We start from the raw sequence: 13923 nt of genomic DNA, 5'->3' as shown, positions 1-13923 counted from the left end.
ATCGGACCGAAGGACCGATGCCGCTCTCGGGATGAGCCCCGGCGGGGCTCGACCATTTGCAGCGAGCTAATCGCTTGCAGCTTTCGCCAATTTTTACTATCTCATTCTGGTCATTTAAATCAATCAGAGTTGGACGAAATCGAGATGCAGACCAAACCATCACGCCGCACGTCAAGGATTTCCGATATCGATGCAGAAATCGAACGGCTCCGAGAGCGTCGGAAACAAGTCATTATGAAAGACAACGAGCGCTTTGCCCGAGCCGCTATCAAGGCAGGCCTTGCAGAACTCGACATTCCCGACGATGCGCTGGACGCCGCTTTCGCGGAGATGGCCGCTCGGTTTCGCAAAGGCCGCGCCAAGCCTTCCTCCACACCCGGTGGCGCGGATTGATCGGCGCCTTCTCCACCTCGAACGCCAAAGGCGCCGTGCGATGACGGCCGATCGGAAACGCGACGCCCGCGAGAAGATCACCCTTGGAGGCCTCGTCGTGAAGGCCGGATTGCGCGAGGCCGATCGGGCTTTCTTGCTCGGCGTTCTCATGGAAGCTGCCACCATTGGAGCGGACACGCCGACGCATCGGCGGCTCGCTTCGGTCGGGCGGAAGGCGTTTCACGCGGACACGCTGGAGACTGCGGAAAGCGAAAAGAAAACGGCTTCCGGAAGGGAACGGGTGTGATGCGGCGGTGGAGGCTGAAGCGGCAAGCTGTGGTGGCCATTGCGACCGCGCTGGTTCCTCTTCTGGTGACCGCTATGACGCTTGGCATGACCGCGACACGATGGGAGACGTTGGCGGCCGGGTTCGATCCACAGACCTCTTATTGGTTCCAGCGATCCGCGCCCCTGCCGAACCTCCTGTTCGGGTCAATCGCTGGCCTCGTCACCGTTCTCGTTCTGCCGCTCCACAAGCGCAGACCCGTCGCCATGGTGACGCTTCTTTGTTGGCTGGGGGTCGCGGGTTTCTATGCGCTTCGCGAGTTCGGGCGACTGTCACCGTCCGTCGTCGACGGCGGCATGCCGTGGTCGGATGTTCTTCCCTATCTCGATGCCTTTGCTGTCGCGGGCACCATCGCCGGGTTCATGATCGTCGCGCTGACGACCCGCCTCTCCGTCGTCGTTCCCGACCCCGTCAAACGGGCGCGACGCGGCATCTTCGGCGATGCCGACTGGATGACCCTGCGCGAGGCCGCCCGCGTGTTTCCGCCCGATGGCGAGATCGTCGTCGGCGAGCGCGCCCGTGTCGATCGCGAGACCATCCGCGATGTGCCATTCGACCCCACGGATCGCGCGACCTGGGGACAGGGTGGATCGAAGCCGCTCCTCACCTATCGCCAGGATTTCGACTCCACCCACATGCTGTTCTTCGCAGGCTCCGGCGGCTTCAAGACGACCAGCAACGTCGTGCCGACGGCGCTGCGCTACACCGGCTCCCTCATCTGCCTCGATCCCTCGACCGAAGTCGCGCCGATGGTCGTCGAACACCGCAACCGCACCCTCAAGCGCGACTGCAAGGTGCTCGACCCCGCAAACCCCGTTATGGGTTTCAACGTCCTCGACTGGATCGAGACGTCGAAGACCAAGGAGGAGGATATCGTCGCCGTCGCGCATATGCTGCTGTCGGAGAGTTCGCGCATCGAAAGCTCCACCGGCTCCTACTTCCAGAACCAGGCGCACAATCTCCTGACCGGGCTTCTCGCCCATGTCATGCTCTCGCCGGAGTATGACGGCCTGCGCACGCTGCGAAGCTTGCGGCAGATCGTCTCCGAGCCCGAGCCGTCGGTGCTCGCCATGCTGCGCGACATTCAGGAGACCTCGCAAAGCGCCTTCATCCGCGAGACGCTCGGCGTCTTCACCAACATGACCGAGCAGACCTTCTCCGGCGTCTACTCGACCGCGTCGAAGGACACGCAATGGCTGTCGCTGGAGAACTACGCGGCGCTCGTCTGCGGCGTGGCTTTCCAGTCGTCCGACATCGTCACGAAGAACGTCGATGTCTTCCTCAACATTCCCCCTTCCATCCTGCGCAGCTATCCCGGCATCGGCCGCGTCATCATCGGCTCGCTGATCAACGCCATGACCCAGGCCGATGGGCATTTCGACCGTCGCGCGCTGTTCATGCTCGATGAGGTCGATCTGCTGGGCTACATGCGCATTCTGGAAGAAGCCCGTGACCGCGGTCGCAAATACGGCATCACACTGATGCTGATGTACCAGTCTGTCGGCCAGCTCGAAAAGCACTTCGGCCGCGATGGCGCGACCTCCTGGATCGACGGCTGCGCCTTCGCTTCCTATGCCGCGATCAAGGCGCTCGACACCGCCCGGAACGTCTCCGCGCAATGCGGTGAAATGACCGTCGAGGTGGAAGGCCGGTCGCGCAATGTCGGATGGAACACCGGCAAGGGCTCCGGCAAATCCGAGAGCGTCAATTTCCAGCGCCGGCCCCTGATCATGCCGCACGAGATCACCCAGTCCATGCGCAAGGATGAGCAGATCGTCATCGTCCAGGGCCATGGGCCGCTGCGCTGCGGGCGCGCGATCTGGTTCCGGCGCAGGGACATGAAACCGCTCGTCGGACGCAACAGATTCCATCCGGAAGGAAAACCATGAGAACGAGGTCTATCGCCTTCGCCGTCGTCACCCTGGCCGCGTTCGGCGGCGTCTGGATCGCGTATGATGACGGCCTCAGTCGGCCGCAGAAGTTCGTGGAAAGGGAGGAAGATTTCCGGACGATCCCAATCCGACTGCCGCGTTCTGATCCGTATGCTGCGACCTTCTCGCTCTGCTCCGGTCCGGTTCGTGTGAACTGCGTCATCGACGGCGATACGTTCTGGTTCAAGGGTGAGAAAGTTCGGATCGCCGATATCGACGCGCTGGAGATCTCGGAGCCGGAATGCCCGGAGGAAAGACGAGCCGGCGAAGCGGCGCGCGACCGCCTCGTTACCCTGCTGAATGCCAGACCATTCTCGATGACCTCGGGCTGGCGGGATCAGGATCGCTACGGCCGCAAACTGCGCAACGTCATCCGCTGGGAGAAATCGCTCGGGGAGACGCTTGTCGAGGAAGGGCTGGCGCGGCGTTGGGACGGGCCGAGGTTCGGCTGGTGCGACGGTGACGGATCGTGAGGACGTGGAGAAGGGCAAGACGATGAGGCGGATTAGGATCGGGGGATCGGACGTGACGGCGGACGGGAGCGACTTCGCCAGGCGACTGAGCGAAGCGTTCGACAGTGGCGAGCGTCCGCTCTGCCTTTGCCAGCCGGACGGCGTGCCGATGTATGTGGCTCGCAGCGGCCAAGGTCATGTCCTCAAGCGGATGCCGGGAAGCAGTGCCCGTCATGGCATCGACTGCGACTCCTACGAGGTGCCGGCAGCCTTGTCGGGGCTCGGCGAGGTCGATGGCAAGGCCATCGTCGAAAGCGAGGAGACCGGCGAAACGCAATTGAAGCTCGGGTTCAGTTTGACGAAGCTGACCAGCCGCAACGCATCCGAGGCTGCGCGAAACGCGGCCGAGGCCGACAGCGTAAAGACCAACGGCTCGCGCCTATCACTGCGCGCCCTCCTGCATTTCCTCTGGGACCAGGCAGAGTTTAACCGCTGGCGGCCGGCGATGGAGAAACGCCGCAACTGGGCGGTCATCCGGAAGTACCTCTTGCAGGCGGCCGAAGGCAAAATCGCCAAGGGCAAGGGGCTGGCGGATATGCTCTACATCCCGGAATTCTTCGACCCCGACAGGGAAACCGAGATTGCCGCGCGCCGCGACACGTTCCTCAGCCAAGCCGTCCGGTCGCAGGGCAAGCGCCGGTCCCTAGCGTTGGCGATCGGGGAGGTGAAGGAGGTCGCTCCGGCCCGGGCCGGCGCCCGGATGACGATGAAACACGCGCCGCGATATCCGTTCATGCTGCCCGACGACCTACATCGTCGCATGAACCGGGTCTTCGAAACGGAACTGTCTCTGTGGAATGCTACGGACGGCAGCCACCTGATCGCGGCGGCAACCTTCGGCATCGACGCCGCGGGCATTGCCGGCGTCGAGGAGATCGCATTGATGGTCGTCACCGACCGGTGGATTCCGTTCGACAGCCGCTACGACCTGGCGCTGCTCAGCGCCCTGACGCTGCGCGGCGCGAGCTTTGTGAAAAGCCTGCGCTATAACCAGCCGCGCTCTACGCCGATGGCCAGTCTCGTGCTGCGTCCCGACCGTGCACCGCCGATCGCCATGTACATCGTGCCCGACGACGCGGACGAGGCCTATGGCCAGGCTCGCGAGGCCCTGGCCGAGGAGAGCGGGATGGCATCCTGGGTGTGGAATGTCAGGGACGGAGCCATGCCGGACCTGACTGGATAGAGTTCCAGCCAGACGATTGATGCCGTGTGTCCATAACCATGATGAATCAATCGACGCGGATCGATTCATCGAAGTCGTTGGACGATATGATGGATCGAAGTCAAACTTGGCTTATGGACAAGCCTGTCGATGAGCCGCTGCACCTAACCCGGATCGATCCCGAGCGCAACATGGCGCGTTTCTACCTGCTCTCACTCCAGCCGACGCTCTTCGGCGATGTCTCTCTCCTACGGAACTGGGGACGGATCGGCACGGGTGGGCGGACGAAGATCGACACTTACGACGAGGCGGAAGCGGCAAGCGCTGCCTGCGACCGTCTCGAGCGCAGCAAGCGGCGTCGCGGCTACCGCTGAGTGGCATCGCTCCCGACATGGGAAGAGAGGCTTACGCCTCCGCCTCCTTCGCCTTCTCGATGAGGCTCGCGAGGCGCTTCAGGCTCTCCGCGCGCTCGCGCTTGGTAAGATAGCAGGAAGCCAGTTCGGCGCGCAGTTCAGCGATGTCGAGGAAGATGTCGTAGGTCATGGGAAGCTCCTTCGTTGATAAGGAGGTCCGGCGACGTGTGAGACGGACGCGGGTCAAGGATCGCGGCCACGCGACCGGCGGAGCCGGCGCATGGGGGAGCCGAAATGCGCGAGCATTTTGGGGTAACCGTGCGTCCTTGAGGCGCGACGCCGAGCCGTACACTGCCGCTCTATCAGGGAGGGAAAGGTCCAGTGTGGCACCCGTCGGCACCCTCGCGACGCGAAGCGGCGCCACTTAAGGAGCAATCATAATCTCCGCCAGATGCGGATCCAACGATTGCGCTCGCATCACTCAGCGTGCGAGGGACGATCGCTGCCGCCGAGCGATGGGACGACGGTGGTCAACTCAGCTCGTCGAAGACTGTGAGCTCGCGCAGGCGCAAGGTGTTTTCCATCAGGACGACCTCGTAATCGTCGGACTTCCAGTCGAAGTCGCCGCGACTGACGTCACCGAGGCGAGCCCAGGCGCCGTCGGGCCAGAAGGCGATGTCCTCGGCGTTCGGGGTGCGGGTGGATGTGGATGTGGATGGTTCGGCCATGTCGATGCTCCGGTTGTCGGCCTAGAGAAGGTGGCCCCGCCCTCTCGGGCGAGGCCCTTGCGCTGTCAGGCGTCGCGCTTCTGGCGGGACCAGACGAGGGCGTAGTCGCCGTCGGTCTCTGCAGGCCAGAGGGCAGCGGTGATCGGAGCTGGGAAGCTCGGATCGTCCAGCTTGACCGAGATGTAGGGCTCGCCGTCGCTGGACGTGGCCTTCCAGGCAGCGCCGACCTCGGCCATGCCGCTCATGACCCGGAAATCGGGCGCGTCGCGCGAGGTGCGGTCGATGGGGTTGAGGCGGGCCTTGAAGCCGACGGTGAGAGTGCGGACGGTGCCCAGGATGGTGTTGCCGCTGGTGGTGAATTCGCCGATGACTGCCATGGTCGTGATCCTTTCGGTTTGCTCGGGCCGCGCCCCTGCGCGGTCTCGATGGGGTGTCGAAGACCGCTGGCGATCGCCACCGCATCCCGAGGGGACCGAAATGGAATGTAGGACGGCCGGGAGCGGCTTTCTTGGACCGCGAGGAATGGGAGCGCAGCGAGCAGGGGAAGAAAGGTGCGGACGGTCGTTGCGGTCAGGCGATCGAGACGCAGTCGTCCCGCGGTCACACCCATACATCGAGGACGTGCCGGGGCGTGCCGATCATGGAACGCGGAAGGATCTCGATCCGTGGCGTGTCTGTCATCGACGAATTGAAGCACAGCCGGCCGCAGTACCGCCGTTGATGCAGGCTTTTCCTCCCGTCGCACAACTGCCGACCTTGATCTTATCGATCGTACCGTCGACGCCGAAATTCGGACAATTGCCGGCGAGAACAAAGCCCCGGAAAGCCCTCGAGCGCCCCGAACTCGCAAGCTCGCTCGCCGGGATCCGAGTTTCCCGCCCCTCATCGTTTGGCCTTGAAGGAGGTCGGGACCGATGGTGTCGCTCGCTCCCAACCGGGGCCTGCGCGGATGGCTGACAGTGCGAAGCTCCGCCGTCGGGGCGAGGTCGTCAGGAACGATTGACGCTGGATATGGGACGGCTGGCGGCGGCTTGCCTGATCGCAGCCGCGACGGCTTTCAGAAAGGCAGGACTCAAAGCGCCGACCGGTGTGGTGGACTCGAAATCGAAGGCCTTGTCGAGATCGACTCGATTGTACTCGTCGAGGATCATCCAGCAGGGAAAGTCGAGGCCGGCGCGGCGGCACTCCATCGGGCTGATGGCAAGGCTCATACGTGAAGGATCGGGATGCTGCGAGGTGATCGGAAACAGGAAGACTTTCCCGGGTCGGTCTGGTGTCCGGACGACGACGCAGACGGGGCGAGCCTTGCGGCCAGATTCCTCGCCCATGTCGGCTTGGCGCTTCCAGAGATAATAGAAGCGAACGATGTCGCCGGGCTCAAGCATGACGGTCTTCGCCGGCTAGCAAGGCATCGAGACCGGTCATGAGCTCGTCGTGAACGGATTGAGGCGCATCGTTCAATCCATATGCGACGGTGTGGGGATCACCGACGAGTTGGCCGTAGCGCTCAGCCGTCATGATCACCAGCTTTTCCTTGCCATGTTTGGTAAGGGCGACAGGTTCCATGAGCGCGGCTTCAAGAATTTCGCCGGACGCCCGGTTCATATCGGAAAAGGTGAACTGCTTCATGTGGCCTCCAAGGAAGTACCTACTATACGTAATTTACCTGATTCAGCAAGAACGTGATCATACACCGCACAGGTCCTCGCACTCATTGAGCCAGAGATCGAGCTGATAGCGATTGGCGGCGGTCGAGAGGTCGGCCTCATCCAGGGGGTACGGCCGAGCGGTGGAGGTAGACCTCGCCACGAATGCCGCGCAGGCCGGTGCGGATAGCCCGATCGACCGCGACGGCATCGAGCCAGGCTTCGGAGTCCTCCTCGCGCATCGTCCGCCAGCCCGCCGATCCCACGCTATGGCCGGATATTCTACGCTGGGGCTACACAAAAGCCGCCGATCGCCGCTCGATACACTGCCCGTCATTGTGGTGAAGAGCGGACGCAATCGATGAAAGCTCGCATCACGGGCCGCATCAGTCTGCGGCTGGGATAGTAGAGATAGAAACCCGAAAAGGGCTCGCACCAGTCTTCCAGAACGCGCACCAACGTGCCGGCCTTGATGCTGTCCAGCACCTGTCCCTCGAACGCGTAGACGAGGCCGGCCCCGGCCAGCGCCGCCTCGACGATCAATCCGTCGTCGTTCAGCGTGATCGGCCCTTGCATCGCGACCGTCATCGCAAAGCCGTCCCTTTCGAACTCCCAGTCATACAACGCTCCGCCCGCGAAGCGCCGGCGGATACCGACATGATCGGCGAGGTCGTGCGGTGTCGCCGGCGTCGGATGCGTCTCGAAATAGGCGGGCGACCCCACTATTGCCGTGCGCTGACGCGGTCCGATCGGAACGGCGATCATGTCCTGCTCCAGGCTCTCGCCGAACCGCACTCCGGCGTCGAAGCTGCCGGCGACGATGTCGGTCAGACCGTCCTCGACCCGCATGTCGACCGCCGCCCCCGTATGGCGTTTCGTAAAGGCGAGCACGAGCGGTAGCAGAACGAGTTCGGCCGCCGAACGTGGCACCGACAATCGGATCGTGCCCGTTATCTGATGGCCGGTTTCGCCTGCGCCTTCGATGGCATCGCTGATCGAGGCGAGCGCGGGGGCCAGGCCTTCGAGAAGGCGGCGGCCGGCTTCGGTCGGAGCGACGCTTCGGGTCGTGCGGTCCAGCAGTCGAAAACCGAGGCTCTCTTCCAGCCCTCGCACCGCGTGGCTGATCGCCGACACCGATATCCCCTCCGCACGGGCGGCCCCGCGGAAGCTGCCATGCCTGGCAACCGTGGCGAAGATCGACAATGCTGGGAGATCGGTCCGCTTCATTGGTGAGCAGAATAGAACAGGTCATTGAGCCTGTCGCGGCTTATCGATCAGTCTCCTGCCCTCTATTTTGAGGCTCTGTTCAACAAGGAGCAACATCATGGACAAGCGTCATCTTGGAACGGAGCTCGCGGTTTCGGCTATGGGCCTTGGCTGCATGGGAATGAGCTTCGCCTACGGCGGACAGCCCGAAGCCGATTCGATCCGCACCCTTCACCGCGCCGTCGACATCGGCGTCACGTTCCTCGACACAGCGGAAGTGTACGGTCCTTACGAAAACGAAGAACTAATCGGCCGGGCGATCAAAGGCATGCGCGAGCGCGTCGTCATCGCCACCAAGTTCGGCTTCAAGATCAGCGATCACGGGCATGGAACCGAGCGGATGATCGGCCTCGACAGCCGGCCGGCGCATGTGCGTGCCGTTTGCGAAGCCTCGCTGAAGCGGCTCGGCGTGGATGCGATCGATCTCTTCTATCAGCACCGCGTCGACCCCGACGTGCCGATCGAGGAAACGGTCGGTGCGATGGCGGATCTGGTGCGGGCCGGCAAGGTCCGGACGCTTGGATTGTCGGAGGTCGGCGCGGCCACCCTTCGTCGGGCGCATGCCGTTCATCCCATCGCGGCGGTCCAGAGCGAATATTCGCTGTGGAGTCGCGAACCCGAAGCCGAAATCTTGCCGACGTGCCGGGAGCTCGGCATCGGCTTCGTGCCCTATAGTCCGCTGGGACGCGGCCTGCTGACCGGGGCGATCCGGGAGCGCGAAAGCCTTGCGGCGGATGATTTCCGCCGGACATTGCCGCGGTTCGAGGCGGCGAACCTTGCCGCAAACCGGCCGCTTCTCGACGTCCTCGCGGCGATGGCCGCCGACAAGAGCATGACTCCGGCACAACTCGCGCTCGCCTGGGTCCTGCACCAGGGTGAGTTCATCGTGCCCATCCCCGGCGCCCGCAAGATCAGGCACCTCGAAGAAAATGCGGCGGCCGCGACGGTGACATTGTCCACCGAGGACCTTGCGGCGATCGAGCGGGCGATGCCGAAGGAAGGGATCAGCGGCGGTCGCTATACTGCTGAGGCTCTGGCTCTGGTAGATGGCTGAGTGCCGGTGGACAGTGGCTGCGGCCCCCGTCCACTGCATCCTTGCCAGGGCCATGGATGCTGCGTTAGAGGGCTATCGCGTAGACGTAGTGCTCATCATCGTCGCGCATCGTCCGCCATTCGGTATCGGAATGAAATGGGCAGCCGATACAGGCGCTCGTCGGCAGGCGGTGATAGCTGTGCCGCTCGATCATCGGCCAGCGGTTGACCTGCCAGGCCTCGCGCGAAGGCTTCATGCGCACCACTTCGTCCAGCGAAATCCCGAGCCATTGCTCGACGATGGCGTGCCTAGGCGAGCGCCGGCGGGTGAGGCCGGCAAGCTCGCGCACCTTCCTGCGGATCGGCACGATCTTGAAATCGCCCGTGCATTGGCGGCGGATCATGCCGATGGAGGCCGTCTCGGGTACCGTGCGCCGTGTCGAAACCTCGACCAGTTCGCCCTCTTTGTCCTCATCGAGAACTGGCACCTCGGTTCCCGCCGGCGTCACGATCTTCGTGAAGGCCGGGATCGACGCCCAGCGTCGCCCCCTCGCGGCCTCGATGAGGCCGTCGCGGATGCTCCCGGCCGAGACGATATGCTCGGGGAACGGCAGGCCGTTCGGCGACATCAGCCAGGCGAGGTGGTCGTAGACCGCTCGGGGCTCCCAGCCGGTATCGGCGAAGATGGCGCAGTCGGGCATCGGTCCGATCTCGCCATGCGCCGCCATTAGCGCCAGCGTCGTCGATTGCAAGCCGGCGCCGAGGCTGAGAACATGCAAGTGCGGAGATAAAGGTGCGGAGGCGCCCTCCCCTCCCCATATCGAAGCTGGAGACTGCAACATCAGGCGACCTCCCGCTCTTCCTGGGTCGCCGGCTGCAGCGCGTGCAGGAAGGCGACAGCGCGCTGCGCATGGGCGGCAGCCTGGAAGATCGCCTTTTTGTCGCCGGACAGGACCTTCAGCCAGGAGGCGAGATAGCTCGCATGATCGTCGCGAGGCTCCAGCTCCGGCACGATGCCGAGATCGGCGCAGAGGAAGCAGCTTCCGAGCTCGGCCACGAGTTCCTCGCGCGCGCGTTCGCTACGGTCCTTGTGGTAGCGCGAGAGATCGCGGCCGACGCGGTGGGCCGGCGCCGTCCAGTGGGTGGCCTCATGGCTGAGGACGGCGACATACGAGGCCGCGTCCCGGAAGGTCTCGAAGGGCGGCATTTGGATGATATCGGCGTCCGGCGCGAAGAAGGCCTTCGTGCCGCCATGGCGGATCACCGCGCCGGTCTGGGCGAAGAAGCGATCCGCAGTGGCGATCCGGGCAACGGGATTGAGGACGGGCTGGACCGGGGCATGATAGCGCTCGGATAGCCCGTCGATCTGCTCGACGTTGAAGACGGTATAGGCGCGTATGAACGGGATGTCCCGTTCCACCTCGCCGCCGGCGCCGTCGCCTTCCGTTTTGGTAAACCGACTGGCGAAGACGACCGTAGCGCCACTCTCGTCCTTGCGGACATGGGCACCGAGCTCGACGGATTGCTTGAACGTCATCCAGATCGGGGACGAAAACCCGCGCGCGACCGCCTTCGACCAGAGCAGGAGAACGTTCATTCCCGAATAGTGCTCGCCGTTATGGCGCAGCGGCCGAGTGATACGGCCTGACACATTCGCAGCGCTCCAGGGCTGCATCCAGGGTTTGACGCCTTTTTCCAGATCCGCGACGATGCGGTCGGTAATCCGCGCATAGATGTCGATGCGCCCCGCTTCATCCTGTTTCTTCTTCATGTCCTGAACCTCCGTCTGGAGGCCGCGCCGATCGCGGCCCCGTCACGGAGGTCCGTCAGCCGGGGCATTCAGGGAGATGGCGCACCCGAATGCGGCCGAGTGCAGCGAAGGATGCGAAGGGCCGGAACGCAGAGGAGGACGGCGAAGCCGTTGTGCCGGCGCCCGGCCCCGGCAGGACCGCCCGCCGGGACGGGGCCGCGAAACGCGGTCTGGCTTTTTTCCGCTTTGTTCCTCTTTCGCCTTTTACTTAAGGTGCAGGTCTATCGCTTAAAGACATGCTTCCTGGACGCACACGCGACGACTACATTCAAAAGAATGACTCGAAGCCACACGCGCCCCGCGAGGCAACTTGGTTCCTTGCGTCACTGACATCCGCCCTGCCCCGCTGGCGCTAGGTCCTGTTGACAAAGTGGATGCCCAAATTATCTGAAGTATGATTCAAGACTGCCTTTCAGGAGGCAGTTTTGGCTCGCGGCGACTTGACGGATATGTAATGGCGGATCATCGAGGGGCTGTTGCCCACCGAGCGTGGGAGGAAGTCTCGGCCTTCTCACGATAATCGACGATATCTGAACGGCATGCTGCATGTTCTTCGGGTAGGTTGTCCCTGGCGCGATATGCATGAGCGCTACGGAAAGTGGAATTCGGTCTATGTGCGTTTCCGCCGTTGGGCCGAACAAGGCGTTTGGGACGCTCTGCTTGAGACCCTCGTCGAACTGGGGCTGACGGATGACTGGCAGCATATGATCGACAGCACCACGGTTCGCGGCCATTCTCAGGCTGCGGGCGCTAAAGGGGGGCTTATCAGGAGGCTTTTGGTCGATCACGCGGCGGCTTTACGACGAAAATCCACGCCCGTGCAGACGGTCAGGGTCGCCCTCTTGGCTTCGTCCTGACGGGTGGCGAGGCTTCAGACTACAACGCCGGTCTGGATCTACTGGCAATACCGGTCTGCAAGCCGAGGCTGTTCCTTGCTGACAAGGGCTACGACGGTGATTTCCTACGTGAAGAACTCCTGATCCACGGGATCAGGCCGGTTATTCCCCCAAAAGCAAACCGGAAGAACCCGCCTCCCTGCGACTTCCGGGTATACAAGGATCGAAACCGTATCGAGCGGATGTTCAACCGCCTCAAGCAGTTCCGTCGCGTTGCGACCCGATACGACAAGACCCGAAAATCCTTTTCCGCATTCCTCGCTCTGGCCGCCGCAAAGATCTGGCTGCCATACTTTGTCGACAGGGCTTAACTCTATGGAAAGAGACACTTATCCTCCGGTGATGAAATCTTCTTTGAGAAGTTTGAATGCGAACGGGAACCGACCAAAAGGTCCGATCTCTTTGAAAAGGCGATCAAATTGAGCGCGCCATATCTTAAAAAATTCGTGCCCGAGCGCCTGTTCAACCGAACCGGTCTTTAGCGGCTCAGTCGTGATTCCTAGTCGAACAGACACGAGCCGGTAGCCTTTGCCGAAAACGGCTTCGAGATTTTCTGGTTCTACCTCCACCGCCGTTGAGGGATCCGTTGGGTCTGTGAAGGTCACCAATGTCGGAAAGCTTGCTCTCGGAATTTCCCGTGTTTCTCGGGATGCTCGGATAGCCTCGTTTTCCGAGCGGATTTGATTCCTGAAGCCATCCGCGGTGCTGTAAGGACGCTTAACGGGCTGCGGACGAAAGACTTTATTTCCAGAAGGAGCGTCATACGTTTTCAATAGCGCGAATAAATATTTGTTAGGGGCAACCTCGACAAAAGCGGCTTCGCCTTCCAAATCATTCGTGAACCAGCCGCCGCTATCCCCGATCTTTGACCAATGTGGACTTTCATACCACACGACATTTTGTACTGAATCGCCCGTTCTCACACCGTCCGGCGTCTCCACAATGATGGTGACCTTCTGGTTCCATTGCCACGAATGGAACCCGAGCATGTCACAACCTGTCAACAGGCTCGTGAGGCACATAACAGTGGCGCAACGAATAATACGATGTCGGGACATCATCTATCTCTTGGTAGAAAAACCTGAAATGTTCGACAGGAAGAAACAAATTTGTCGGACACTGTTAAAATTCGGAATGCCCGTCTCGGTAAATCCATCACCCCGAGTATCCAATAGATCGCGACGGGCCAACATAGCCTCCTAAAACGCAGGCTTGAGTCGCGCTTCTCCTGATTTTAAAATCCACTTTGTCAACAGGCCCTAACATCGCTCCAAGTTCCATTGAGAGTGGCAGGCCCGGCGGCATATCGGACGACTTTCCCATCCACATCTGCAAACAGGAATTCCAGGACCGAATGTCACGCGCGAAGGGAGGCTTCACCGTCGAATTGAAGCGGCCGAAACGGCATCTGCTCAACAGGTCGGCGATGCCGAAGGCAAGCTGGATGGAAAGCAACATCCATGGGACGGAGCCGCGCGCCGACCCGGGAACACGACCTGGCGCATCGTCGGATCACGATGCCCGAGCGATGGCGGAAAGGCTGTTTGCGCCGCGAACCGCCGGACAGGCGCGTATCCTGCCTGAGCTGTCGCCCATGGCTGCCGTTTCCCAGACGTCCGATGCCCCTCACGAACCGGTCGAGCCGCAGCTCCCGGAAGAGAAGGATGTCTCACATACGACAGCGGCAATTGCCGAGAAGGACGGTCCGTTCGTCGCGAACGATGCTGCCTTGGAGGTAAGGGAGGATGCCGTCTCCGTCTCCGAAACACCGGAGCCGGGCAAGCGGCAGAAGACACGCAGAGCCCCGGCGGTGGACCTGCCGCCGGGAAAGCGGTGGATGCGGCTGCTTCCGTCCGTCTTGCAGGAACG

Annotated in this window: 16 protein-coding genes and 2 pseudogenes; 8 read left to right on the top strand and 10 right to left on the bottom strand. The window is 62.4% G+C overall.

What is annotated here, in order from left to right; all coding sequences use genetic code 11:
- The first annotated feature begins 144 nt into the window (after nucleotides 1–144).
- From C8J36_RS20745 to C8J36_RS20720, 6 genes are all read left to right on the top strand, one after another.
- Entirely contained in the window at nucleotides 145–393 is a 249-nt protein-coding gene (locus tag C8J36_RS20745) for a TraC family protein (protein ID WP_132537254.1), read from the top strand.
- 40 nt (nucleotides 394–433) lie between these two features.
- Nucleotides 434–679 carry a conjugal transfer protein TraD gene (locus C8J36_RS20740; protein WP_132537253.1) on the top strand — a complete coding sequence of 82 codons (246 nt, stop codon included), beginning with the start codon at nucleotides 434–436 and terminating at the stop codon, nucleotides 677–679.
- The gene (gene traG / locus C8J36_RS20735; RefSeq protein WP_132537252.1) at nucleotides 679–2607 is read left to right on the top strand and encodes a Ti-type conjugative transfer system protein TraG; all 1929 of its coding nucleotides are present in this window, start codon (nucleotides 679–681) and stop codon (nucleotides 2605–2607) included. Before C8J36_RS20740 ends, traG begins: the two co-directional genes overlap by 1 nt.
- On the top strand, nucleotides 2604–3122 hold the full coding sequence (locus tag C8J36_RS20730; protein WP_132537251.1) for a thermonuclease family protein: 519 nt from the start codon (nucleotides 2604–2606) through the stop codon (nucleotides 3120–3122). The genes traG and C8J36_RS20730 overlap by 4 nt, the downstream gene beginning before the upstream one ends.
- Nucleotides 3123–3126: 4 nt before the next feature.
- Entirely contained in the window at nucleotides 3127–4344 is a 1218-nt protein-coding gene (locus tag C8J36_RS20725; protein ID WP_245506673.1) for a DUF1173 domain-containing protein, read from the top strand.
- 113 nt (nucleotides 4345–4457) lie between these two features.
- Nucleotides 4458–4697, top strand: coding sequence for a WGR domain-containing protein (locus C8J36_RS20720; RefSeq protein ID WP_165915128.1), 240 nt, complete (start codon nucleotides 4458–4460; stop codon nucleotides 4695–4697).
- A gap of 31 nt (nucleotides 4698–4728) precedes the next feature.
- On the opposite strand, the gene C8J36_RS25050 is transcribed toward C8J36_RS20720, so the two are convergent.
- The 7 genes and pseudogenes from C8J36_RS25050 to C8J36_RS20690 form a co-directional block, all read right to left on the bottom strand.
- Nucleotides 4729–4866, bottom strand: a complete 138-nt coding sequence (locus C8J36_RS25050) for a hypothetical protein (protein WP_165915127.1) — start codon at nucleotides 4864–4866, stop codon at nucleotides 4729–4731.
- A gap of 340 nt (nucleotides 4867–5206) precedes the next feature.
- Entirely contained in the window at nucleotides 5207–5404 is a 198-nt protein-coding gene (locus tag C8J36_RS20715; RefSeq protein ID WP_132537250.1) for a hypothetical protein, read from the bottom strand.
- Nucleotides 5405–5469: 65 nt separating this feature from the next.
- Nucleotides 5470–5781 (bottom strand): DUF736 domain-containing protein, encoded by a 312-nt coding sequence (locus C8J36_RS20710; protein ID WP_092989911.1) that lies wholly within the window; start codon nucleotides 5779–5781, stop codon nucleotides 5470–5472.
- A 612-nt stretch (nucleotides 5782–6393) separates the two neighbouring features.
- Nucleotides 6394–6789, bottom strand: a complete 396-nt coding sequence (locus C8J36_RS20705) for a type II toxin-antitoxin system PemK/MazF family toxin (protein ID WP_132537249.1) — start codon at nucleotides 6787–6789, stop codon at nucleotides 6394–6396.
- The gene (locus C8J36_RS20700) at nucleotides 6782–7033 is read right to left on the bottom strand and encodes a type II toxin-antitoxin system prevent-host-death family antitoxin (RefSeq protein ID WP_132537248.1); all 252 of its coding nucleotides are present in this window, start codon (nucleotides 7031–7033) and stop codon (nucleotides 6782–6784) included. The genes C8J36_RS20705 and C8J36_RS20700 overlap by 8 nt, the downstream gene beginning before the upstream one ends.
- Before the next feature lie 57 nt (nucleotides 7034–7090).
- Nucleotides 7091–7304, bottom strand: a pseudogene (locus C8J36_RS20695) (hypothetical protein); the annotation flags it as partial.
- Nucleotides 7305–7383: 79 nt separating this feature from the next.
- On the bottom strand, nucleotides 7384–8277 hold the full coding sequence (locus C8J36_RS20690; protein WP_132537247.1) for a LysR family transcriptional regulator: 894 nt from the start codon (nucleotides 8275–8277) through the stop codon (nucleotides 7384–7386).
- Nucleotides 8278–8374: 97 nt separating this feature from the next.
- Here C8J36_RS20690 and C8J36_RS20685 point away from each other — a divergent pair, with 97 nt between their 5' ends.
- Nucleotides 8375–9370 carry an aldo/keto reductase gene (locus C8J36_RS20685; RefSeq protein WP_132537246.1) on the top strand — a complete coding sequence of 332 codons (996 nt, stop codon included), beginning with the start codon at nucleotides 8375–8377 and terminating at the stop codon, nucleotides 9368–9370.
- A gap of 67 nt (nucleotides 9371–9437) precedes the next feature.
- On the opposite strand, the pseudogene C8J36_RS20680 reads toward C8J36_RS20685, so the two are convergent.
- Nucleotides 9438–10190 (bottom strand): annotated as a pseudogene (locus C8J36_RS20680) (hypothetical protein); the annotation flags it as partial.
- Nucleotides 10190–11119: a zincin-like metallopeptidase domain-containing protein gene (locus tag C8J36_RS20675; RefSeq protein ID WP_132537245.1), complete on the bottom strand. Its 930-nt coding sequence runs from the start codon at nucleotides 11117–11119 to the stop codon at nucleotides 10190–10192. The gene C8J36_RS20675 and the pseudogene C8J36_RS20680, both read right to left, overlap by 1 nt.
- A gap of 500 nt (nucleotides 11120–11619) precedes the next feature.
- Between C8J36_RS20675 and C8J36_RS20670 the strand changes: the two genes are divergently transcribed.
- Nucleotides 11620–12365 (top strand): IS5 family transposase gene (locus C8J36_RS20670; protein WP_132537244.1). Its coding sequence is split into 2 segments (ribosomal slippage): nucleotides 11620–11923 and nucleotides 11923–12365, totalling 747 coding nucleotides; the frame shifts between segments, so codons are not numbered across the junction.
- Nucleotides 12366–12383: 18 nt separating this feature from the next.
- Here C8J36_RS20670 and C8J36_RS20665 read toward each other — a convergent pair.
- The gene (locus C8J36_RS20665; RefSeq protein WP_132537243.1) at nucleotides 12384–13043 is read right to left on the bottom strand and encodes a hypothetical protein; all 660 of its coding nucleotides are present in this window, start codon (nucleotides 13041–13043) and stop codon (nucleotides 12384–12386) included.
- Nucleotides 13044–13923: the final 880 nt, after the last annotated feature.

This window comes from Rhizobium sp. PP-F2F-G48 (assembly GCF_004342335.1).
Taxonomy (GTDB): Bacteria; Pseudomonadota; Alphaproteobacteria; order Rhizobiales; family Rhizobiaceae; genus Ferranicluibacter.
The sequence above is the reverse complement of the archived record's forward strand: the minus strand, read 5'-3'. Positions and strand labels throughout refer to the sequence as shown.